Source organism: Roseovarius azorensis (assembly GCF_900109455.1).
Lineage (GTDB): Bacteria > Pseudomonadota > Alphaproteobacteria > Rhodobacterales > Rhodobacteraceae > Roseovarius > Roseovarius azorensis.
Genome location: NZ_FOAG01000011.1, coordinates 99,469 through 120,944, shown reverse-complemented (window position 1 = coordinate 120,944; position 21,476 = coordinate 99,469). Strand labels below are relative to the sequence as shown.

General features: G+C 64.6%; 17 protein-coding genes. 2 read left to right on the top strand and 15 right to left on the bottom strand.

Annotation, left to right across the window (positions count from 1 at the left end):
- Window positions 1-91: 91 nt before the first annotated feature.
- The 4 genes from BSG08_RS15365 to BSG08_RS15350 all read right to left on the bottom strand — a co-directional run bounded on the left by BSG08_RS15365 (window position 92) and on the right by BSG08_RS15350 (window position 3,335).
- A complete protein-coding gene (locus BSG08_RS15365; RefSeq protein WP_093038716.1) occupies window positions 92-421 on the bottom strand; it encodes a DUF1294 domain-containing protein in 330 nt (109 codons plus the stop codon).
- A gap of 49 nt (window positions 422-470) precedes the next feature.
- Window positions 471-1,064 carry a recombination mediator RecR gene (gene recR / locus BSG08_RS15360; protein WP_093038715.1) on the bottom strand — a complete coding sequence of 198 codons (594 nt, stop codon included), beginning with the start codon at window positions 1,062-1,064 and terminating at the stop codon, window positions 471-473.
- A gap of 67 nt (window positions 1,065-1,131) precedes the next feature.
- Window positions 1,132-1,476 (bottom strand): YbaB/EbfC family nucleoid-associated protein, encoded by a 345-nt coding sequence (locus BSG08_RS15355; RefSeq protein ID WP_093038734.1) that lies wholly within the window; start codon window positions 1,474-1,476, stop codon window positions 1,132-1,134.
- An 89-nt stretch (window positions 1,477-1,565) separates the two neighbouring features.
- A complete protein-coding gene (locus BSG08_RS15350) occupies window positions 1,566-3,335 on the bottom strand; it encodes a DNA polymerase III subunit gamma/tau (RefSeq protein ID WP_093038714.1) in 1,770 nt (589 codons plus the stop codon).
- 161 nt (window positions 3,336-3,496) lie between these two features.
- On the opposite strand from BSG08_RS15350, the gene BSG08_RS15345 reads away from it, so the two are divergent.
- On the top strand, window positions 3,497-3,982 hold the full coding sequence (locus BSG08_RS15345; RefSeq protein ID WP_093038733.1) for a protein-tyrosine phosphatase family protein: 486 nt from the start codon (window positions 3,497-3,499) through the stop codon (window positions 3,980-3,982).
- Between the two features lie 16 nt (window positions 3,983-3,998).
- Here BSG08_RS15345 and BSG08_RS15340 read toward each other — a convergent pair whose 3' ends face one another.
- From BSG08_RS15340 to BSG08_RS15320, 5 genes are all read right to left on the bottom strand, one after another.
- Window positions 3,999-4,652 carry an ATP-binding cassette domain-containing protein gene (locus BSG08_RS15340; protein WP_093038713.1) on the bottom strand — a complete coding sequence of 218 codons (654 nt, stop codon included), beginning with the start codon at window positions 4,650-4,652 and terminating at the stop codon, window positions 3,999-4,001.
- Complete coding sequence (locus tag BSG08_RS15335) at window positions 4,645-6,294, bottom strand: ABC transporter permease (protein ID WP_245770724.1); 1,650 nt, start codon at window positions 6,292-6,294, stop codon at window positions 4,645-4,647. The genes BSG08_RS15340 and BSG08_RS15335 overlap by 8 nt, the downstream gene beginning before the upstream one ends.
- A 105-nt stretch (window positions 6,295-6,399) precedes the next feature.
- Window positions 6,400-7,617 (bottom strand): ABC transporter substrate-binding protein, encoded by a 1,218-nt coding sequence (locus tag BSG08_RS15330; protein ID WP_245770723.1) that lies wholly within the window; start codon window positions 7,615-7,617, stop codon window positions 6,400-6,402.
- Between the two features lie 28 nt (window positions 7,618-7,645).
- Window positions 7,646-8,713, bottom strand: a complete 1,068-nt coding sequence (locus BSG08_RS15325) for a hypothetical protein (protein ID WP_093038711.1) — start codon at window positions 8,711-8,713, stop codon at window positions 7,646-7,648.
- The gene (locus BSG08_RS15320) at window positions 8,710-9,780 is read right to left on the bottom strand and encodes an SPASM domain-containing protein (protein ID WP_139274582.1); all 1,071 of its coding nucleotides are present in this window, start codon (window positions 9,778-9,780) and stop codon (window positions 8,710-8,712) included. The genes BSG08_RS15325 and BSG08_RS15320 overlap by 4 nt, the downstream gene beginning before the upstream one ends.
- Before the next feature lie 292 nt (window positions 9,781-10,072).
- Here BSG08_RS15320 and BSG08_RS15315 point away from each other — a divergent pair, with 292 nt between their 5' ends.
- Window positions 10,073-11,050, top strand: coding sequence for a response regulator (locus tag BSG08_RS15315; protein ID WP_093038710.1), 978 nt, complete (start codon window positions 10,073-10,075; stop codon window positions 11,048-11,050).
- 50 nt (window positions 11,051-11,100) lie between these two features.
- On the opposite strand, the gene BSG08_RS15310 is transcribed toward BSG08_RS15315, so the two are convergent.
- From BSG08_RS15310 to BSG08_RS15285, 6 genes are all read right to left on the bottom strand, one after another.
- Entirely contained in the window at window positions 11,101-12,990 is a 1,890-nt protein-coding gene (locus tag BSG08_RS15310) for a PAS domain-containing sensor histidine kinase (protein ID WP_139274581.1), read from the bottom strand.
- A 184-nt stretch (window positions 12,991-13,174) separates the two neighbouring features.
- On the bottom strand, window positions 13,175-14,323 hold the full coding sequence (gene cobA, locus BSG08_RS15305; RefSeq protein WP_093038708.1) for a uroporphyrinogen-III C-methyltransferase: 1,149 nt from the start codon (window positions 14,321-14,323) through the stop codon (window positions 13,175-13,177).
- Between the two features lie 120 nt (window positions 14,324-14,443).
- Entirely contained in the window at window positions 14,444-17,044 is a 2,601-nt protein-coding gene (locus tag BSG08_RS15300) for a nitrate reductase (RefSeq protein ID WP_093038707.1), read from the bottom strand.
- Window positions 17,041-17,373, bottom strand: coding sequence for a nitrite reductase small subunit NirD (nirD, locus tag BSG08_RS15295; RefSeq protein WP_093038706.1), 333 nt, complete (start codon window positions 17,371-17,373; stop codon window positions 17,041-17,043). The genes BSG08_RS15300 and nirD overlap by 4 nt, the downstream gene beginning before the upstream one ends.
- Window positions 17,370-19,811 (bottom strand): nitrite reductase large subunit NirB, encoded by a 2,442-nt coding sequence (gene nirB, locus BSG08_RS15290; protein ID WP_093038705.1) that lies wholly within the window; start codon window positions 19,809-19,811, stop codon window positions 17,370-17,372. The genes nirD and nirB overlap by 4 nt, the downstream gene beginning before the upstream one ends.
- Window positions 19,811-21,472: an ABC transporter ATP-binding protein gene (locus BSG08_RS15285; RefSeq protein ID WP_093038729.1), complete on the bottom strand. Its 1,662-nt coding sequence runs from the start codon at window positions 21,470-21,472 to the stop codon at window positions 19,811-19,813. Before BSG08_RS15285 ends, nirB begins: the two co-directional genes overlap by 1 nt.
- Window positions 21,473-21,476: the final 4 nt, after the last annotated feature.

Here is a 21,476-nt window from a genome sequence, read left to right as displayed (position 1 = left end):
GGTTTGCCCATGATCCACCTCCAAACAGAAGTGAATCAGACAAAAATCCTCCTGTGAATCCCCATTCGATTCAGATCAAACGCAAACCGCTTTAGCCCATAATCCAGAGGAGGGTGCGTTCCAGGAGCGCCATGACCAGAGCGCGGAATTCCGGCAGCACGAGCCCCGCGAAGAACGTCAGGTGCAGCACCGCGATGGCGTTGAGCGAGGTGCGGAACGGCTCCTTGCGGGTCTTGTGGCGAAAGATGCCCTGTCCGGTCTTGGCCCCGAGCGATCCGCCGACCAGGCACAGGGTGAGCAGCGTGCTTTCGGGTACCCGCCAGCGCCGGGTGATGGCGCAGCGTTTGTCCCACCAGAACAGGCCGAGGGTCAGCAGGTTGAGCACCAGCAGGTAAATCAGGAAGAGGGAGATAGGGGTCATCACGTCTTGATCGCGTCCGTTCTGGCCGGGGGTGGTGACGGTGGGGTGTTCAGAGGCTCTTGCGCGCCGCGAGTGCCGCGCTGATCGTGCCATCGTCCAGATAATCCAACTCGCCGCCGATGGGAACACCCTGCGCGAGCGAAGTGAGCATGACGCGCCCGTCGAGCTGATCGGCGATGTAATGGGCGGTTGTCTGCCCGTCCACGGTGACGTTGAGGGCCAGGATCACCTCGGTGATCCCTTCCTCGGCGACCCGTGTGATCAACTGCGGGATGCGCAGCGATTCGGGGCCGATCTGGTCAAGCGCCGAGAGCGTGCCGCCCAGAACGTGATAGCGCCCCCTGAAGGCCTGCCCGCGTTCCATCGCCCAGAGATCGGCCACGTCCTCGACCACGCAGATCTGGCCATTGGCGCGTTTCGGCGCGGTGCAGATATCGCAGATCTCGGTGGTGCCGATATTGCCGCATATGGTGCATTCGCGCGCGGTGGCGGCGACACTCTGCATCAGGTCGGCCAGAGGCGTGAGCAGCAGCGCGCGCTTGCGGATCATGTGCAGCACCGCGCGCCGGGCCGAGCGGGGGCCAAGGCCGGGCAGGCGTGCCATCATGTCGATCAGGGCGTCGATATCGCGGGTGCTGCTCAATCTGGGTGTCCGTTCAGGGCGCAGGTGCCGGAGCCGTGGGTATTTTCGGCAGGATGAAACCCGCCGTTCAGAACGGCAGCTTCATGTCCTTGGGCAGGCCCATGCCTTCGGTGAGCTTGCTCATTTCCTCTTGCGCGCGGGCGCTGGCCTTGGCCTGTGCGTCCTTGATCGCGGCGAGGATCAGATCCTCGACCACTTCCTTGTCGTCGGAGTTGAAGATCGACGGGTCGATATCCAGACCTTTCAGCTCGCCCTTGGCGGTGCAGGTGGCCTTGACCAGACCGGCGCCGGATTGGCCCTCGACCATGAGGCTGTGCATCTCTTCCTGAAGGGCCGCCATCTTTTGCTGCATTTCCTGCGCGGCCTTCATCATCTTGGCCATGTCGCCCATGGCGCCGAGCCCTTTGAACATGATCTTGTCTCCTGTGATCGGAATGGATTTGCGGCCTTTAAGCATATCTGCATGTGAAAGGCGACAGGCAAGGGGGGCGGCGGCGGGGATCAGTCTTCTTCGAAGGGATCCCATTCTTCCTCGACCTCGGGCAGGGCCTCGGCCCCGGCATGGGTGGCGATCTCTTCGGGGGTTCGAATCGTGGTGATGCGGGCCTTGGGAAACGTCGCCATGACCGCCTGAACGAGAGGGTGCCCGGCGGCGCTGGCCCTGAGCGCGCCCTGGGTGGCATCGCGCGTCTCGCGTATCGTGGGGGCGGTGCCGGAGTTCACCAGGCTGACCGCCCAGCGATTGCCGGTCCAGCGTTGCAGGGCGCTGCCAAGCCGCTGCGCAAGATCCGCAGGCGCGTCCGGTGTCGGGGTGAATTCTATTCGGCCGGGGCGATAAGCGGCAAGGCGCAGGTGGCCCTCGACCTCGACCAGCAGTTTCACGTCGCGATTGGCGCGGATCAGTTCGATCACATGCTCAAAGGTCGGATAACGCGCCAGCGCCTCTTGCGGGTCATGGGCGAGTGCGACCGCCTGCTGCGTGCCAGAGGCTGTGGTGCCCGAGGGGCTGGCATGCGTGGGCGCTGGCAGGCTGCTCTGTGCGTTGGTGGTCTGGGGCTGGGGTGCGGCGGTTCTGACGCCGCCGCCGCCCGGCCCGGTGGGTGGATTGTCCTGCAACCGGCGCACCAGATCCTCGGGGGTGGGCAGATCGGCCACATGGGTGAGACGGATCACCGCCATTTCGGCGGCCATCATCGCATTGGGGGCCAGCGTCACCTCGTCCAGCGCCTTGAGCAGCATCTGCCACATGCGGGTGAGCACGCGCATCGGCAGCGCCTCGGCCATCTGTCCGCCACGGGCGCGCTCATCCGGGCCGATGGTCGGGTCGTTGGCGGCATCGGGCGTGATCTTGACCACGGAAATCCAGTGCGTGATTTCGGCCAGGTCGCGCAGCACGGCCAGCGGATCGGCGCCTTCGGCATATTGCGCGCCGAGTTCTGCCAGCGCGCCCGCCGCGTCGCCCCGCATGATCATGTCGAAGAGGTCGAGCACGCGGCCCCGGTCCGCCAACCCCAGCATCGCGCGCACCTGATCGGCGGTCGTCTCGCCCGCGCCGTGGCTGATCGCCTGATCGAGCAGCGATGTGGCGTCGCGCGCCGATCCTTCGGCGGCGCGGGTGATGAGGGCGAGCGCGTCGTCGGTGATGTCGGCGCCCTCGGCGGTGGCGATGCGGCGCAGCAGGGCGATCATCACCTCGGGTTCGATCCGGCGCAGGTCGAAGCGTTGACAGCGCGACAGAACCGTGACCGGCACCTTGCGGATTTCGGTGGTGGCGAAGATGAATTTCACATGCGCCGGCGGTTCTTCCAAGGTCTTGAGGAGCGCGTTGAAGGCGCTCGTCGAGAGCATGTGAACCTCGTCGATGATGAAGATCTTGTAGCGCGCGCTGGCGGCCCGGTAGGAGACGGTTTCGATGATCGCGTCGCGGATGTTCTGCACGCCGGTATGGCTGGCCGCGTCCATTTCGATCACGTCGACATGGCGGCCTTCCATGATCGCGCGGCAATGTTCGCACTGGCCGCAGGGCTCGGTCGTGGGGCCGCCCTGACCATCCGCGCCGATGCAGTTCATGCCCTTGGCGATGATCCGCGCGGTGGTGGTCTTGCCGGTGCCGCGAATGCCGGTCATGATGAAGGCCTGCGCGATGCGATCCGCCTGAAAGGCGTTTTTCAGCGTGCGCACCATGGCGTCCTGCCCGACGAGATCGGCAAAAGTCTCGGGCCGGTATTTGCGGGCCAGAACCTGATAGCCGGGCTGGGCAGTGTCGGACATGCGCGGACCTTTCGGGATTCGTATGCCCGGACAGGGTAGAGCGGGGCGCGCAGGGCGTCCACCTTGCTTTTCAGGCGCAATGCGGCAAATCTGTGGGGATCGTGTCGGAGAGCGGCGATGAGGTTCCAGGCTGTTGTTTTCGTTGCCCTATGGTGCCCGGGATGAGCGGGTTCGTGATCCATGCGCTGCGGGTCGGTGGCGGCACGCTGGCGCTTGCGCCGCTGCCGGGGGGCGGCGGGGACTATGCCGGGGACATGACGCATCTGTGCGACTGGCGGCCGGCGCTGGTGATCTCGATGACCACGCCGGCGGAGATGGTCGAGGTGGGCGCGGCGGCGCTCGGGGCTGATGTCCAGGAGGCGGGAACGCGGTGGATTTCCTTTCCTGTCAGGGACTTCGGCATCCCTGCGCCGGATCAGGCAGAGGCGTGGCGCGGCGCGAGCGCCGTGGCGCGCGCGGCGCTCGCGGGGGGCGGTCGAGTGCTGATCCACTGCCGGGGCGGCTGTGGCCGGTCCGGGATGGCGATGCTGCGGCTGATGGTGGAGACCGGAGAAAACGCCGATGACGCGCTGAAAAGGCTGCGCGCCCTGCGCCCCTGCGCCGTCGAGACACAGGCGCAGATGGCCTGGGCGATGCGCCGTCGATAGGGACGGGCCAAAGGGTTCAGGCGAGGGCGTGAATCTCGCCCGCCGCCGCCTCGGCGTCGGAATGATCGTGCGTGACCTGCAGCACTGGCAGCGCGCGGTTGCGCGCGGTCTCGAACACCAGCGCGCGGATCTGCGCGCGCAGGCCGGTGTCGAGTTTGGAAAACGCCTCGTCCAGCAGAAGCGCGCGGGGTTCCGACAGGAGCATGCGTTGCAGCGCCACCCGCGCCCGTTGCCCGCCCGACAGCGTGGCCGGGTCGCGATCGGCGAACCCGGCCAGCCCCACCTCGGCCAGAGCCGCCTCGATCCGGGCGCGGCGCTCGGCGCGGCCCCGGAGCGACGGTTTCAGGCCAAAGGCCAGATTGGCCCCGACGGAAAGATGCGGAAAGAGGTATTCGTCCTGAAAGAGGATGCCGATCTGCCGCGCCTCTGTCGGCAGGTCCGACAGGTCGCGCCCGTCCAGCCGGATGCGCCCTGTCATCGTGAATGCCGGGTCGAGCGTGCCGGTGATCGCCGCCAGCAGCGTCGATTTGCCCGAGCCGGAGGGCCCCATCACGGTCAGCACCTCGCCTGGCGCGATGGTGCAGTCGAGCGAGATCAGCCGGGTCTGCCCCAGCGAGATCGTCAGCTTTTCGAACCGCAGGCCGGGTCGAATTGTGTTGCCGTCAGCCATCGAGCAATCCCTTTCGGTTGCGCCACAAGAGGCGTGGCAGAAGCACGGCGAGGGCAAAGGGCGCAAAGGCCGCCGCCATCTGCGCCAGCGCATAGACCCCGATCACCCGCCGGTCCCCGCCCGAGGCAAGCGCCACCGCCTCGGTCGTCAGGGTCGGCACCCGGCCCGCACCCACCAGCAGGGTCGGCAGATATTGCCCCACCGATACGGCAAAACCCACGGCGGCGGCGGTCAGCACCGGGCGCAGCAGCATCGGCAGGCGCACCGCCCAGAGCACCCGGTCAGGGCCTGCGCCCAAGGCGCGGGCGATGGTGTCCTGATTGCGGTCCCAGGCCCGCCAGGGGTCGGCGAGCGCGAGGAACACGTAGGGCAGCACGAAAACCAGATGCGCGAGGATCACCGCCACGCGTCCGCCATCTATTCCGGCGCTGATCGAGAATGTCTGGAACCCGGCCAGAAACGCCACCTGCGGCACGATGAGCGGGATATAGAGCAGCCACAGCGCGCGCGTCGCGGGACGCAGCCCGTGGCGGTGTTCGGCCTCGAGACAGGCGAGCGTGAGCAGTAGCGCAAGGCAGGTGGAACAGGCGGCGATGGTCCCGGTTTCCAGCGCCGGGCCGCTCAGGCGCGGGCCGAAACGCTGCCAGTTGCGCAGGGTAAGGCCATCGGGCAGCAGGTCGGGGAATTGCCAGAGTCCGGCAAGGGACCAGATCGCCTGACAAGCGAGACCCGCGATGACGGCGAGGGCCGCCGTGGCGCCGAGGATCAGGGCGGCGATCCGCAGGGCGTGTTCGGCGCTCGCCCGCCCGCGCGCGCCCGAGGCGATCCAGGCGCGCCCGATGCGGGCGACCGCCAGTTCCATCAGGCGCCAGAGGGCGAGGCCCGTCAGCACCAGCCCGAGTTGCAACACCGCCCCCGCCGCCGCCTGAAAGCGCAGGCCAAGGTCGGGATCGTTCATCCAGCGTACCACCTGCACCGCCAGCGTGGGCGGCGTGTTGGGGCCAAGGATGATCGCCACATCCACCACCGACATCGAAAACGCCAGCACCGCATAGACTGGCAGGCGGATCTGACGATAGACCGGGGGAAAGACCGTCTTGAGCCAGCCGGTGACGCGCGCATAGCCAAGCGCCTGCGCGATGCGCAGGCTGGGGCCGGGCCGTGTCTGGGTGAGTGCTGCGAGCGTCATCAGCAAGAGGAACGGCACCTCCTTTGTCACCAGCCCGAAGATCAGGCTCAGCCCCGCCGGATCCTGAAGGATCAACAGATCGGGCGGGCGGTCCCAGCCGGTTGCCCAGGGCGAGAGCGCCCGCGCGATCCAGCCCGAGGGGGCGATGAGAAAGGCAAGGCCAAAGGCCGCCGCCGCGTGCGGCACCGACAGCAGCGGCGACAGGAGCCGCTCGATCACGCCAAAGGGCCGCGTGCCCGCCCAGCCCGCGCAGATCAGGATCACCAGCGCCAGCGACAGCGCGGTGGCGGCAAAGCCCACCCCGAGGCTGAGGGCCACGGCGCGCGGCAGGCCGGGCCAGTCAAAGAGCGCCTGCCACGGCGCGAGGCCGGGTGTGGTGCCGCCCAGCGCGGGCATCACGCCGAACGCGGGCGCCAGCGTGCCCGCAAGCCCCGCCAGCACCGGCCCCAGCATCACGACGAGGGTGAGCGTGGGCGCCCAGGGCAGGAACCGCGCCCGCCGCGCGGGGCGCGGGGGGGCGGATTCTGCTATGCTGATGTCGGCGGGCATCGGCCGGCGTTACTGGCCGACGCCGTAACGCGCGGTCCAGTCCTGCTCTAGCCGCACCATCCAGGACGGGTGCGGTTCCGGCAGAGCCTGCCCCAGGTCGGCGGGGCCGAGGGTGGCGACGCCCAGTTCGATTGCATCGAAGCGCGCGCGGTCCTCTTTGCCCAGCTTGTCCATCGCCAGCACGGTGCCGCTGCCCCAGACGGCCGGATCCTGCTTGCGAGCCTGCGCCTCGGGTGACATCAGGAAATTGGCCAGCACCAGCGCGCCCGCCTTGGCGTTGGCGTTATAGGGAATCGCCACGAAGCTGGCATTGCCTATGGTGCCGCCGTCCAGCACATAGGTGCGCACCGTGTCGGGCAGTTCGTGATTCGCTATGGCGTTCGACGGCTCGTTTGGGTTGAAGCTGAGCGCAAGGTCGATCTCGCCATCGGCCATCATTTGAATGAGGCGCGGGCCCGATTGCGGATAGGCCGCACCGCTGCGCCAGAGGTTCGGGGTGAGATCGTCGAGATAGGCCCAGAGCGGGGCGGTGGCGGTCTGATAGCTGGCCTCGCTCACCGGCGCCAGCAGAACGGACGGATCGGGAGTGAGTTCGATCACCGCCTGTTTCAGAAAGGTGGAGCCGAGAAAATCGGGCGGCTGCGGATAGGCAAAGCGTCCCGGATTGGCGCGCGCCCAGTCGGCGAGGGCCGCGATGGAACGTGGCGGTTCGGTCAGCCGGGCGGTGTCGTGGTAAAAGATGATCTGGGCCATGCCCCAGGGCGCCTCCAGCCCCTCGGTCGGCACGGTGAAATCGGCGGAGACGGCGGGCTTGCCCTCGACATCCACGAATTGCCAGTTGGGCAGATCCTCGGCCCAGGGACCAAAGAGCAGGCCCTGTTCCTTCATCGCGGCGAAATTCTCGCCGTTGATCCAGATGAGATCGACCGCGCCGCCCGCATCCTTGCCCGCCGATTTCTCGGCGACCACACGGCTGACGGCATCGGCGGTGTCCTTGAGCTTTACATGTTCGACGGTGACGCCGTGGCGGTCTTTGACCGTGCGACCGGCCCAGGCGATATAATCGTTGATCGCGTTCGAGCCGCCCCAGGCGTGCCAATAGACGGTCTGGCCATTTGCGGCCTCTGTCACGGTCTGCCAGTCGCCGGGGTCGGGCGCGGCCTCTTGCGCCGCGAGGGGTGCGGCGAGGGCAAGTGCTGCCAGCGAAGTAAGCATCTGTCGGATCATCCGGGTATCTCCCTGTTCGTGAGTGGTGTTACAGAAGATCGGTCAGCAGGCCGAACTCTTTGTCAATACGGGCGGCGGTCCGGCTGTCGAGATAGTGATCGACGCGGCCCCGCACATGGGTCACCAGCGCGGCCTCGCTGTTGGACGCGGCCCAGTCCTCGCCCTGTGCGTCCGGTCTGGCGGTCTGACCCGACAGCACCCGCCATTTGGCGCACCATGTCATGGACCAGAGCCACATCGCGCGGCGCATCGGCAGGATCCACGGGGCGAGCGCGGCGCGGTCCTCGGCGGGCAGATGATCCAGCCATTTACGGCAGGCGGTGGCGGTTTCCTCCGGGGTGAGGATGGCGTGGCTGGCCATATCCCATGTGGTCGAGGTGTAGAGCGTGGCATGCGCCAGATCGAGCGGCGGGGCGCTGTAGCGGGCCTTTTCGAGATCGACAAGGATGGCACGGCCCGAGGTGTCGATCAGGAAATTACCGGGATGGGCGTCGAAGGAAATCAGCCGTTTGGGCGGGCGGGCGTCCGCCGCGGCCAGATCGCGCAGGGCGGTCAGGTGGCGGTCGAGGATGGCGCGGGTTTCGGGCGCAATGGCGGCGGCGTCGAGATACGCAGCCTGCGCGCCGATCTCCTCCAGCAATCCCGCCAGAGGATCGGGCGGGTTCAGGAGCGGCGCGCGGTCTTGCGCGTCGGGCACCGGCAGCGCGTGGATCGCCGCGAGGGCCGCCACGATGGCGGGCAGGTCGCCGGGCAGGCGGGCGGGGCGACCGATGATGTCCTCGACGATCAGCCCGCCGCGTGGCAAGGCGTCCGAGGGGGGCAGCACGGCAAAGAGGCGCGGGGCATGGCCGCTGACGCTGGCGCGGGTGAAACAGGCGGCCTGATAGGCGAGGTTTTCGACCGCGCCAAGCTGCATCTGGCTCTGCTTGGGCAGGCGGGCGATGCGTCCGGTGCCGGTCAGGCGGATATGATCATGCGCGAGCCCGGTGTCGGGCATGAGCGCGGGCGCGCCGGGGGCAATGCCCGCGCCGCGCAGGGCGTCGGCAAGGGCGGGGATCAGGGCGGCGCGACGGTTGGCGGCCTGGATCGCGTTCATTCCGCCGCCCGCTTTGCCGCCAGACGCGCCTCGCGCAGGCGCGCCAGTTCCGGCCCCAATACCTTTTCGAAATAGCGGTCGCAGCCGATGCAGAGATTGCGATAGGGCTGTCCGTCGGGGCGTGTGGTGCGCGATTCCTCAAGAAAACGGTTCAGATCCCAGCCCTGCGCCAGCCCCATCCGTTCGGGGTGGCCCATGGAAATCGCCTCAAACGCGGGGTGGCCCGTGAGGCTGTCAAGGATGTCGGCCAGCCGTTCCTCGCAAAGATTGCCCAGGGGTGCTGCGGTTTTCAGGCAGCAGGGAAAGACATCGCCATTGGGGTCGATCGACACCTCTGATCCCGAATAGCCACGGTTGAGAAAGCCAAGCCCCCCCGACCAGGCATTGCAGAAATTGTCGGTGATCGTGGCCTTGCTGAGCGAGTTTTCCCAGGCTCGCCCGCGCGGCCAGATCTTGCCGATCCAGGCATCCTCGGTCGCGCCGAAGAAGGAATAGACCGGCTGATCCTGCGTCTGTTCGTTCCAGTTGCGCGTGGTCGATGCCAGCGCGCTGTCGCGCATTCCCGCCGCCTCGAACATCTCGCGCAGGCGATCCTGAAGCGGCAGGCGCTTGTCGCCCTCCATGCCGACATGGAAATCGTCCATCCCCGCGCAGGAGATCATCCACGCCCCGCGCGCCAGCAGATCCTCGACGATCTGCGGCGTCACCAGATCGCCGGTGGTCTGCACGATCACCCGCACGCCCTGCGCGCCGTATTTCTCGCGGATGGCGTCCAGCGCGGGATAGAGCACCTCTTCGCGCACCGGATCAACCAGCACCTCGCCGCCCGCAAGAATGATCCGGCTGGCGCGGTGCTCGTAGCCGCCCGGCGCGGTTTCAGAGGGCGCGTTCAGGTCGAGATAGCTCAGCTCGTCGGGCAGGTTGGCGATGACCTTGGGAAAGGTGGCCTTTGCCTCGTCCACAACCTTTTGCAGCGCGCCGCGCACATAGGGGCGAAAGCGGGATTCGTAGCAATGCTTGCAGCGCCGGTGACAGGCCCAACTGAGAACGTAATAGAGGCTTTCCATGTCGAACGTGATCCAATGCGGTTTGTGTCCTGGCCCTGCATGCCCGAGCCGCGCCGCCGGTGAAAGGGGCGCATGCCCGACCTCACAGGATTGTCAGCGCATTGACGCTGTCTGCGGACAGATCAGGGGGCTTTGGGAGGCCATCAATCCGGAACCATCTGACCGAACGGGAAATCGATTGTTTCAGAACCCTGCCAGAGAAACCTCTTCGGTGGTATGGTATCATCTGAAATTGTCGGTCATCTGTTCTTTGACTGATGATCCGAAGTGACGCAAATTACCTGAGGCTTACATGAAAATTCTGGCTGTTGACGATGATCTCTTCATACTCGAGCTCCTGAGCAAGATCTCCGCAAGGGTTGGGTTTGAGGATGTTTCTACTGCGGCCTCCGGTGAGATCGCGCTGGAACTGCTGCGCGGCGGCGATGTGGTTTTCGACTGCTTTCTGTTTGATATCAACATGCCGGAAATGGACGGTATCGAACTCTGTCACCACGTTCGCCAGATATCGGCCTACCGAAAGACGCCGATCATCATGTTGACCGCGATGACGGAAAAAACCTATGTCGATGACGCGTTCAGGGCCGGTGCGACGGATTTCGTGACAAAACCCTTTGATATCAGCGAACTTGGAGCACGTCTGCGCACAGCGCAGGAGCTTGTCGTCGCGCGACAGGAGGCGGCGGCGGCACTGGAGTCAGCCGGACAGCAAAGGCTGGCCACAGGGTCTGTTCATTCCTTCAACCTTTCCGATGAGTTACAGATCGGGGCAGACAACGATCTGATCAGTTACACGGCCTTGTGCAATTACCTGGCGCAGTTGTCACGTTCGGGGCTTGCCGGCTCGCAGGTCCTGGCTGTCAAGATCGACCGGATCGAAGCGATCTACATCAAGGCGACGTCCGATGAATTCCACTATGTTCTAACTGAAGTGGCCGACGCGATCGGCCTTGTGTTCAGACCGCTTGGTTACATCATGGCCTATGCCGGAAACGGGCTTTTCCTGCTGGTTTCAAGTAAGGCGCACCTGGAGCCGTCGATTCGGCTGGAGATGGCAGTTCAGAACATTCTCGACGAAATGGGCGCTGAATATGATGATGGCGATCCGCTCGACCTCGAAGTTTCGATAGGAAATCCCATCCGTCCCAACACCGGGAAACTCCAGCGCATCCGAAAGACCTTTGACCGGGCGATTGCCAGAGCAGAGAACCGGACGCTCAAGAAGCAAGGCGCACCAGGGGCTGTCAATATCCGCGCGACCCGCAGGTAGAGAATATGTTTCTGCATACCTGAAAGCCCTAAGCAGGGCCGCGGAAGGTATCACCGGGTCGTGCCCTGCATCGGTTCTTCGGTCGGGACGGTAAACCAGAACGTCGTGACGCCGTTCTGGTCGCTCTCGAAGCCGATGGTGCCTCCGGACTGTTCGACGATCTGCCTGGTGATGCTCAGCCCCAGACCTGTTCCGCCCCGTTTGCGTGTGGATGAACGGGCAGCTTGGGAAAAGGGTTTGAAAATCTGACTGCGAAAGGAATCGGGGATGACGCAGCCCCGATTGGTGACAGAAACGCGGACCGCTTTCTCATGGTTCTCGACGGTGATGTCGACCGTGCTTCCCGTGTCAGCGAATTTCGCAGCGTTTGATAACAGATTGGCCATGACCTGCTGAAACCGTTTGTCGTCGACATATCCGCTCACGCTCCGGTCCGGGCAGATGATATTGAAGCGTACGCCAAACTGATCGGACAAAGCCAGGTTGGAGAGAGTGGAGCTCTCGACCAGGTTGATAATGCGCTGCCTGGACAGGCTGAAGTCAATCTGCCGGGCCGAAAACTTCTCGAAGTCCAGAATGTCGTTGATCAGGGCATGCAGGCGATCGCCGTTCTGTTGGGCAATGAAAAGCAGTCGCTTCGCCTCGTCCGACAGCGGCTCGGCGTCCATGAAGGACAAAAGCGACAGGGAGCCGAGGATGGATGTCAGGGGCGTTCTGAGTTCGTGGCTTACGGTCGCCACGAATTCGTTTTTCATCTCGTCCAGCCGCCGTCGCTCTGTCACATCCACGATCTGCGAGACAAAGTGATCCGGTTTCCCGCGTGCATTTCTGACCACGTTCACACTCAGCAGTCCCCATACGATCGCGCCGTCTGAACGGATATAGCGCTTTTCGACCCGAAAGTCCGAGATCGTGCCAGCCTTCAACTGCTCGAGCCGATGCAGATCGCCGTGCAGATCGTCGGGGTGTGTGAGCGACTGGAAGTCGGTCTTCAGCAGATCGTCCTCCGAATAGCCAAGTAGATCGCAGAGTGCCGGGTTGACACGCATCCACCTGCCATCCAGGCCAACGATCGCCTTGCCGATCGGGGCGTGTTCGAAGGCCAGCCTCAACTGTTCTTCACTTCTGCGAAGTTCGCTCTCGACCTTCTTGCGCTCGGTGATTTCCCTGATTGCTCCGATCAGGCGGGTAACGGTTCTGGCCTTATCCCGTTTGGCAACGGCCACATCCATTCGTATCCAGCGCCATCCAGCGCCGTTCTTCTCGCGCAGCCGATACTCACAACTGGCCCGCTCTCTCAGACCCTTCTGGCAGAGCCGGATCGGTTCGAGCGCGATATCAAGATCATATGGATGCACACGCGCGCGCCACTCCTGCTGGACATCCGCAGTATCCATGGGATCAAGTTCCATCAGCTCTCGCAAGATGTCCGACACGATGACGGACTGCGCAGACGGATCGTACTCGAAGACGCCGATGCGGGCGCCTCTGATCGCGTTGTTGGCACGTTTCAACTCGTCCCTGGTGGCCTTCTCCGCCTCCGATTCATAGGTGATATCGCGAAGCGCGAGCGCATGCTGGAGACCGTGTTCCGCGTCAACCCAGGCCGTGATCTGGACGGCGAGCAGGATCGGCGCACCGTTGCATTTTCGCCCGATCATGCCCTTGACGACGGCGTCGATGGCAGGAGGCTTGATATGGGCATTCAGTTCTGAAACCGAGGTCACCGGCAGCAAGTCAAACACCGCCCGGCCTATCAGGACATCCGGATCGTAACCGAACAAACCATGGGTCGCAGCGTTGCAATGCAGGATCCGACCGTCGGATCCCACGATCATCAGCGGTACCGGCATTCGCTTGAAGGCGTTTACAATCGGAAGATCGTTCATCGCGCCGCCGACAGGGCACCTCTCAGCTGGATCGGCGTCTTTCTGAACCACGGTCTCGCTCCATGCCGGACAAGTATTAGTGGTCACGTAAATATGACCCGCCTCTTCGTTATGCTTTCTGCGTCATGATGTGGTCAATGCTGCTGTTTTATTTTATTTCTTTGCCGCCATCCCGGATGTCGCCCGATCACGCCCGGTCCGAGACGCGTTTGCCAGTCCGGAGTGGTGCAAGGGGTCAGTCCACTGCGCGAAGCGCTGTGCGGATCACCGCCTGTGGCAGCATGTTTTCCCGTTTTGCCCAGCGGATGAAGATGATTGCGGGATTGTCGATCCTGCCGTCGCCCATTGCCTGCGCAAGGGCGGACAGGGTGCAGCGCGTGATGGTCTCGCGCGCGGTCGAGGCATGGCTGACGATCTCGACCTCCAGCCCCATGGGAACGCCGGCGTTGCGCAGTTGCCGTGTGAACTCTGGGGCCTTGCGAACACCCATGTAGATCGCCAGTGTCGTGCCGGGCTTCAGCATGGTCGCCCAGTCCGGGTCGGGGTCGCCCGGTCTGCAGGTCGCAGTCGCCAGCAGCAGCCGATCCGTGGCGCCCCGTTCGGTCAGCCCGCGGCCAAGGCTTGCGGCGGCGGCGCTGGCGGCAGTAACGCCGGGCACGATCTCGACGGTGATGCCTGCGGCACGGGCGGCGTCCAGCTCTTCGGTCGCGCGACCGAAGATGCCGGGATCACCCGATTTCAGGCGCACGACCCTGCGCCCCTGACGGGCAGCAGCAAGGATCACGGCATTGATCCGGTCTTGCGGCCAGGTGCAGGCGCCTACCTCTTTTCCGACGAATACGCGCTCGGCCTCGCGGCGCGCCAGTTCCAGAACGGCGGGTTCCACCAGTCGGTCATGATAGATCACATCGGCCTCTTGCAACAGGCGCAGCGCGCGCAGGGTAAGCAGGTCTGCCGCACCCGGTCCTGCGCCGACCAGCGCGATGGATCCTTGCACCGGATCCGTACCGCCCGCGGCAGGTGTGTTGTTGACCACCTGATTCCGGAAACAGCGTCCATCGCGCCAGGAGGGGCACCGGGTCACTTCCAGATGCAGGCGGTCGGCCAACACGGCCAGATCACTCAGCCCCAGCTTCGGCAAGGTTCCCATGGCGGTCCGGATTCGCCTTGCGAGCCCTGACGCCATGCCCCTGGTCGGGATTTCCGCCATCGCGGGGTCACGGTTCACACCGGGCGGGGCGAGAGCGTTGCAAAGCGCGGGGCGATCCATGACGTTGACCCCTGCGGTCGCTTCCCTTGTCATGGCAGGAGCGGTCTGTTCGCCGCCCCCCACGACGATGACATGACGCCCGGCCATTTGCAGGAACATGTGAAAGGTATTCATGGTGTGGTTCCTTCTGGCAATCAGGCGGTGAGGAACAACGTGCAGTTGCTCGACTCCGGCTGGTGATCGCGCGCGTTCCCACCGCCGGCCGGCCGGTGACGTGGATGCGGGCCGCGAAGATCATTCTGCAGCCTCCAGCCGTGCAGCAAGCAGGGTTGCCAGTTCCGGTCGGCATGATCCGCAAGATGTTCCTGCCTGCAAGGCAGCGCCAATCTGCTCAACCGTGGTCAGGTTCTGCATCGCAATCGCAGCCGTGATCGTGTTCAGCCCCACATTCAGGCAGGCACAGACAGTTGGACCGGGGTCGGTCTGTCCGGCACCGGGGCGGCCAGCCAGCAGTGTCGCGCCCGCCCGACCGACCTGCGCGGCCAGATGCCCGCGCGCCAGTTGCATCGGTTCCGATGCTGCAAAGAGCGCCGCCAATGTGCGCCCGCCCTCCATGAAGGCCAGTCGATGCGTACCGCGCACGCGGTCCTCGACACTCAGGCAGGTGGCATCGGGCAGGTCAAAGAGCGCACGGGCATATCCCTCCCAATCCTCGGGGGCATCCATTCCGGCCAGTTCGCCGCGCCATCCGCCTGCATGGCGCGCGCGCGCCCAGTAAGTGGCGTCCGGCGTCAGCGGCCCGACCGACACGGCAAATCCGTACCAGGCCGGGTTCAAAGGCGCGATGTCCACGACCGAGGCCTTGCTTTCGGGTTGGCCTGATACCGGATCGGTCACGGCAGCGACCAGGGCATCGACGCGGCCCGTGGGTGCGGTCTCGCCTGTCCAGTGCATCGGTGCGAAGACCTGCCCGCATTGAACGCGGTCCGTGATCGCGATGCGCAGGATGGCCTGGCCACGGGGGCTGATGACACGCGCCAGACACGCGGGCGCAAGACCAAGATCCGCCGCATCCCTGGGGTGGATTTCCAGAAACGGCTCGGCGGTATGCTGGTTCAGGCGCGGTGCAAGAGCGGTGCGTGTCATCGTATGCCACTGGTCGCGCACCCTGCCGGTGTTCAACCGGAACGGATAGCGCCGCCCGGTTACGGCAACCGGCAGCCGCGGGGCGATCGGCAACATCCGCGCGCGGGCATCCGGGGTAAAGAACCCCCCCGCGCCAAAGAACCGTCCGCCCTGCCGGCGCGCGCTGACCGGCCAGCGTGTGGGTGGCAACGCGTCGTAATCGGCCCCGGCCAGACCCGAGATGTCAAAATCCCGCCCAAGATCGCCCGCAAGGCGGGAAAGCTGCGCATACTCGGCAAAGATCTGCGCCGGACTGTCCCAGCCAAAGGCGTCGCCCCAGCCCATGCGCCCGGCCACATCTGCAATCATCCGCCAATCGTCGCGCGCGTGCCCCGGTGTGGGCAGGAAGGGCCGCTGGCGGCTGATGGTGCGGTCGGAATTGGTGACAGTGCCTGATTTCTCGCCCCATGCGGTCGCGGGCATGATCACATCCGCCAGTGCAGTGGTATCGGTCTGCGTCACATCGCTCACCACCACGAAATCGCAACCTTCGATTGCGCGTGCCACGGCATCTGCATCGGGCATCGACGCGGCCGGGTTGGTGTGGATGATCCAGAGCGCCCTGATCCGCCCCTGGGCCACGGCCTGAAACATCTCGACCGCTTTCAGGCCCGGTTTCTCCGGCATGGTCGGGCTGTCCCAGAAGCCTTGCACGGCGGCGCGGTGATCGGGGTTTTCTATATCCAGATGGCAGGCCAACATATTTGCCAGCCCGCCCACCTCTCGCCCGCCCATCGCGTTGGGCTGGCCGGTGACGGAGAACGGACCCATGCCAGGGCGACCGATGCGGCCTGTCGCCAGATGGCAATTCAGGATCGCGTTGACCTTGTCGGTGCCGCTTTCGGACTGGTTGATTCCCTGGGAATAGATCGTGACCACCCGCTCGGTCGTCACATACCAGTCAAGAAAGTCCGCCAGATCGTCCGGCGCCAGTCCTGTCATCGACCCATCAGAGGCGCGGGCGGCGGCCAATGCGTCCTCGAATCCACTGAGATGCTGCGCGATATAGGCATCGTCCACCGCGCCACGATCAGCCAGCGCCACAAGGGCCGCGTTGAACAGCGCGGCATCCGACCCCGGCGCAAGGGCCAGATGCAGATCGGCAATGTCACAGGTTGTCGTGCGGCGCGGATCAACCACGACAATCCGTGTGCCGCGCGCCGCCTTTGCCGCCATCAGTCGCTGAAAGAGCACCGGGTGGCACCAGGCGAGATTCGATCCCACCAGAACGACCAGATCGGCCTGATCCAGATCCTCATAGGTGCCGGGCACCGTATCCGTGCCAAAGGCTCGGCTGTGCCCCGCTACGCTGGACGCCATGCAGAGGCGTGAATTGGTGTCCACATTGGCGGTGCCGATATAGCCCTTGATCAGTTTGTTGGCGACGTAATAATCCTCGGTCAGCATCTGACCGGAAAGGTAGAGGGCCACGCTGTCGGGACCATGATCCCGGATCGCGGCAAGAAAGCGATCCGCCACCAGATCGAGCGCCGCGTCCCATGTGGCAACCTGGCCGCCAATCCGCGGAGTCAGGATGCGCCCGGCGAGGCGCAGGGTTTCACCCAGTGCCGTACCCTTGGAACACAGCCGCCCGAAATTCGCCGGGTGGTCCGGGTCGCCCTCGATCCGCGCCCCGCCCTTTCCGTCCGGCGTGACCAGCACACCGCAGCCCACACCGCAATAGGGGCAGGTGGTGCGCACGGCGGTCATGCAGCACGCCCTCGCAGCAGGCGCCGGGCGTCGAGCAGAATGCGCCCGCCCTCGATCCGTGCGGGATAGGTGGTCACTGCCCCGGCATCCGCACCCTGCGCCAGCCCGGTTTCCAGAGCGAACACCCGGTTGTGCAGCGGACAGGTCACCATATGGCCATGCACGATCCCTTCGGACAGCGGTCCGCCCTTGTGCGGGCAACGGTCGTCGATGGCGAACACCCGGTCATCGCCGGTGCGGAATATCGCCACACAGCCATGCGCGGTTTTCACCACGCGCGCCCCGCGTCGGGGGATGTCATCCAGCGCGCCGATATCCAGCCAGTTCATTCGGCGGCCTCCTGTGTCAGATCTGCCATCGGCGCGAATTCGGCCTGCGCCTTGGGTGTTGCGCGATCCGCCCAAGGGTCGCGCTGATAGAGGGATTGCGACAGATCGAACCGTTCGATCAGCGCGGCGCGGTTTTCCGGATCGTCCACGACCTGCGCGCGCACCCAGTCGAGTCCTACCTTGGCCAGCCATTTGTAGGGCCGGTCGAGGTATTTCGCATGCTCGCGGTAAAGCTGGAAAAAAGCCACGGTCAGGTCGATCGCTTCAGCCTCGGTCGCGACCTTGGCAAGGCGTTCGACCTCTTTCAGATCCATGCCCGCAGCACCGCCGACGCCGATCTCGAAACCGGAATCGACACAGACAATGCCGATATCCTTGCAGGTGGCCTCAGCGCAGTTGCGCGGACAGCCCGATACCGCCAGCTTGACCTTGTGCGGTGTCCATGATCCCCAAAGGCGTTTTTCCAGCCTGATGCCCAGCCCGGTCGAATCCTGTGTCCCGAAGCGGCAGAAATCGGTGCCGACGCAGGTCTTGACGGTGCGCAGACCCTTGGAATAGGCGTGCCCTGAGACCAGCCCGGCAGCGTTCAGGTCGGCCCAGACGTTAGGCAGATCCTCTTTCCTGACGCCCAACAGGTCAATCCGCTGACCACCCGTCACCTTGACCGCAGGGATTGCGTATTTGTCGGCGGCATCGGCAATGGCGCGCAACTCGCGGGGATTGGTCATGCCGCCCCACATCCGCGGGACCACCGAATAGGTCCCGTCCTTCTGGATATTGGCATGGTTGCGCTCGTTCACGAACCGGCTTTGCGGATCGTCCGTGTAATCCAGCGGCCAGTCGGCCAGCAGGTAGAAATTCAGCGCGGGGCGGCAGATGTGGCATCCGCAGGATGTTTTCCAACCCAGTTCCTGCATGACCGCAGGCATGGATGTCAGGATGCGCGCCTTGATCAGGCGGCGGGTGTCCTCGTGGGTCAGGTCAGTGCAGCCGCAGATTGGTTGCGCGGCGGGTAACTGGAACGCATCGCCCAGGGTGCAGGCCAGAATCTGCTCCACCAGCCCTGCGCAGGTGCCGCAAGACGCGCTGGCCGTGGTGGTGGCACGAATCCTGGCGAGTGTCGTATCCCCGCCCTCGATAGCGGTGACAATGGCGCCTTTGCAGATGCCGTTGCAGCCACAGATTTCCGCGTCAGACGGCAAGGCTGCAACGGCTGCCAGAGGATCCGTGCCGGTTTCCCCCTGATAGGCGGGGCCAAAGATCAGCGTGTCACGCATGGGCGCGATATCGGTGCCGTCCCTGATCAGGCCAGAGAACCATGACCCATCGACGGTGTCGCCATACATGACCGCGCCGATCAGCCGGTCATTTTCTATGACCAGTCGTTTGTAGACCCCGCGCGCCGGATCACGGAACACGATATCCTCGCGCTCTGGCCCATCGGCGAAATCGCCCGCGCTGAACAGATCAACACCCGTAACCTTCAGCCTGGTCGCCGTTTGCACGGGTCGGAACGCCGCCTCCTGACCAGTCAGCGTGTTTGCCACAACCCTGGCCTGATCATAGAGCGGTGCGACAAGGCCAAAAAGCTGCCCGTCATGTTCCACGCATTCACCCACGGCAAGAATGTCGGGATCGGATGTCAGCATCTGATCGTTGACTGTGATCCCGCGACCGACATCCAGCGCCGCATCGGTTGCAAGCCGGGTTTCGGGCCGGATACCGACGGCGATGCAGACCAGATCGGCGTCATATACGGTGCCATCCTCCAGCAGCACCGCCTCGGCCCGGTCCTTGCCGAGGATTGCCTTGGTCGCGCCCTTGCAATGAACCCTGAGGCCACGCGCCTCCAGATCCTTTTGCAGAAGATAACCGGCGGCGGGGTCAAGTTGGCGCTCCATCAGGTGACCCATCAGATGAATGACCGTGACCTCCATTCCGCGCAGCCTCAGACCGGCCGCCGCCTCCAGCCCCAGCAGACCGCCGCCGATGACCACGGCCTTGCCGCCGGACCTGGCCGAGGCGTCTATCATCGCCTGCGTGTCGTCCATGTCGCGATAGGTCACGACGCCCTGCAGATCCTTGCCGGCCACCGGAATGATGAACGGGGCCGACCCCGTGGCGATCAGCAGCTTGTCATAGGGAGCGCTGCCTTTGCTGGAATGGACGACCTTGTTGTGACGATCGATCCGCACGACGCTTTCGCCGAAGCGGCAGGTGATATTCCGCCGCGCATACCAATTGTCGTCATGGGTGACGATTTCAGCATAGGTTTTCTCGCCCGACAGAACCGGCGAGAGCATGATGCGGTTATAGTTCCCGCGTGGTTCAGCGTTGAACAGCGTGACGTCCCAGCTCTGCGGGTCGACGCTCAGCAGATGCTCCAGAGCCCGGCCAGAGGCCATGCCCGCGCCGATAATGACGAGCTTCTTTTTCATCAGGCGGCTTCCTTCTTCTTGTGTGCGTCGTGTTTGCAATCTTCGAGAAACCGGAGAACTTCGGTGCGGTAGCTGTAGTAATCGGGATGTTCGAGCAGCGCTTTTCGGGTGCGAGGGCGCGGCAGGTCCACATCGACGATCTTGCCGATGCGCGCGCGCGGGCCGTTGGTCATCATCACCACACGGTCTGCCAGCAGGATGGCCTCGTCCACATCATGCGTGACACAGATCGCGGTCACCCTAGTACGTGACCAGACCTCCATAAGCACTTCCTGCAGTTCCCAGCGCGTCAGGCTGTCGAGCATCCCGAAGGGTTCGTCCAGAAGCAGCAGTCTGGGATTCAGGGCAAAGGCTCGGGCGATTCCCGCGCGCTGTTTCATGCCATTCGACATGTCCTGCGCCATGCGGTCCATGGCGCCACCAAGGCCCACACGTTCGAGATAGTATTCCACCACCTCCTGCCGCTCGGCCCGGCTTGCGCGCGGGTAAACCCGGTCCACCCCGATGGCGACGTTTTCTCTGGCGGTCAGCCAGGGAAACAGGCTGGGCGACTGAAACACGACGGCGCGTTCGGGATCAGCACCCACGATCGCGCGTCCGTCCAGCTTGATTGCGCCACCCGAAATGTCGTTCAGCCCGGCCGCCATGGTCAGGACCGTGGACTTGCCGCAGCCCGAATGACCGATCAGGCTGACAAATTCACCCTTCTTCATCTTCAGGTCGAACCGGTCCACCACGGTCAGCGGGCCTTCGGGCGTGGGATAGATCCTGGACAGTTGGGAGAATTCCAGATACCTGTCCTCGATCGGGCTCTTCGCGGCCTCGACATAGGCCCTGGGCGCCCCGTGAATGGGCGTGACCTGCGGCAAGGCGCGGGTTTCCGCCACCTTGGCGGCGACCCCCGCATCCATCAGGTATCTGGTGACATCCGCGCGCAGTTTCTTGAAGACGGGATCGCCATTCATCACGGTACGGGCGCGCGGCCGGGTGATAGATACCTTGAAGTGTTTGCCCAGTGTCCCGTCAGGATTCAGCGGGATGATCCGGTCAGCCAGCAGGATCGCCTCGTCCACATCATTGGTGATCAGCACCACGGTTTTCTGGTCAGCCTGCCAGATTTGCGTGATCTCGTCCTGCAAATTGGCGCGCGTCAGCGCGTCCAGCGCCGAAAGCGGTTCATCCAGCAGCAAGACTTCGGGGTTCATGGCAAGCGCACGGGCGACCGAGACGCGCTGCCGCATGCCGCCGGACAGTTCCGCGGGGCGTCGCCCCCTGGCGTGGGACAGGCCGACCATGGCGATGAACTTGTCCACCATCGCCGCGCGCGCGGTCCGGCTGACCGATTTATGTACCGCATCCACTGCCAGCGCGATATTGCCCGCGACCGTCAGCCAGGGCATCAGCGAATAGGACTGGAACACCATCCCCCGTTCCGGCCCCGGCCCGGTGATCGGCCTGCCTCTGAACAGAACCTCGCCGCTGTCCGGCCGGGCAAGACCTGCCATCTGGTTGATCAGCGTGGTCTTGCCCGTCCCGGAGAAGCCAAGGATTGCCAGAAATTCGCCCTGTTCGACCGACAGGGTGATGTTTTTCAGTACCTCCTTGCGGTCCAGCCCCGTGCCAAAGCCCTTGCAGACATCTTTGAATTCAAGAATGGCCATGGCG

What these genes read in the sequence shown, in the direction of transcription:
- BSG08_RS15365 (WP_093038716.1), bottom strand. Translation starts at nt 421, where the DNA reads ATGACCCCTATCTCCCTCTTCCTGATTTACCTGCTGGTGCTCAACCTG.
- BSG08_RS15355 (WP_093038734.1), bottom strand. Translation starts at nt 1,476, where the DNA reads ATGTTCAAAGGGCTCGGCGCCATGGGCGACATGGCCAAGATGATGAAG.
- BSG08_RS15350 (WP_093038714.1), bottom strand. Translation starts at nt 3,335, where the DNA reads ATGTCCGACACTGCCCAGCCCGGCTATCAGGTTCTGGCCCGCAAATAC.
- BSG08_RS15345 (WP_093038733.1), top strand. Translation starts at nt 3,497, where the DNA reads ATGAGCGGGTTCGTGATCCATGCGCTGCGGGTCGGTGGCGGCACGCTG.
- BSG08_RS15340 (WP_093038713.1), bottom strand. Translation starts at nt 4,652, where the DNA reads ATGGCTGACGGCAACACAATTCGACCCGGCCTGCGGTTCGAAAAGCTG.
- BSG08_RS15335 (WP_245770724.1), bottom strand. Translation starts at nt 6,294, where the DNA reads ATGCTGGGGCCGGTGCTGGCGGGGCTTGCGGGCACGCTGGCGCCCGCG.
- BSG08_RS15330 (WP_245770723.1), bottom strand. Translation starts at nt 7,617, where the DNA reads ATGATCCGACAGATGCTTACTTCGCTGGCAGCACTTGCCCTCGCCGCA.
- BSG08_RS15325 (WP_093038711.1), bottom strand. Translation starts at nt 8,713, where the DNA reads ATGAACGCGATCCAGGCCGCCAACCGTCGCGCCGCCCTGATCCCCGCC.
- BSG08_RS15320 (WP_139274582.1), bottom strand. Translation starts at nt 9,780, where the DNA reads ATGGAAAGCCTCTATTACGTTCTCAGTTGGGCCTGTCACCGGCGCTGC.
- BSG08_RS15315 (WP_093038710.1), top strand. Translation starts at nt 10,073, where the DNA reads ATGAAAATTCTGGCTGTTGACGATGATCTCTTCATACTCGAGCTCCTG.
- cobA (WP_093038708.1), bottom strand. Translation starts at nt 14,323, where the DNA reads ATGAATACCTTTCACATGTTCCTGCAAATGGCCGGGCGTCATGTCATC.
- BSG08_RS15300 (WP_093038707.1), bottom strand. Translation starts at nt 17,044, where the DNA reads ATGACCGCCGTGCGCACCACCTGCCCCTATTGCGGTGTGGGCTGCGGT.
- nirD (WP_093038706.1), bottom strand. Translation starts at nt 17,373, where the DNA reads ATGAACTGGCTGGATATCGGCGCGCTGGATGACATCCCCCGACGCGGG.
- nirB (WP_093038705.1), bottom strand. Translation starts at nt 19,811, where the DNA reads ATGAAAAAGAAGCTCGTCATTATCGGCGCGGGCATGGCCTCTGGCCGG.
- BSG08_RS15285 (WP_093038729.1), bottom strand. Translation starts at nt 21,472, where the DNA reads ATGGCCATTCTTGAATTCAAAGATGTCTGCAAGGGCTTTGGCACGGGG.